The 240-nt window shown below is 67.9% G+C and carries 1 pseudogene; it reads left to right on the top strand.

What is annotated here, in order from left to right:
• A pseudogene (locus AC5RT3_RS20715) lies at positions 1-240 on the top strand (DUF3618 domain-containing protein); the annotation flags it as partial.

The following is a 240-nucleotide window of genomic DNA, read 5'->3' on the forward strand; positions in this document are numbered from 1 at the left end:
ACGGCGCCAAGGACAACGTCTCCGCCAAACTCTCCGATGCCGGCACCGCAATCTCCCAGGCACCGGACCAGGTCAAAGCCAAGGCACAGGGCAACCCGCTGGCCGCAGGCCTGATCGCCTTCGGCGCCGGAATGCTCGTGTCGTCCCTGATCCCGCCGAGCCAGAAAGAACGCGAAGCCGCGGACCAGCTCAAAACCGCAGCCCAGCCCCTGGCCGGCAAGGTCACCGACGCCGCCAAGG

Source organism: Arthrobacter sp. Y3221159 (assembly GCF_059089885.1).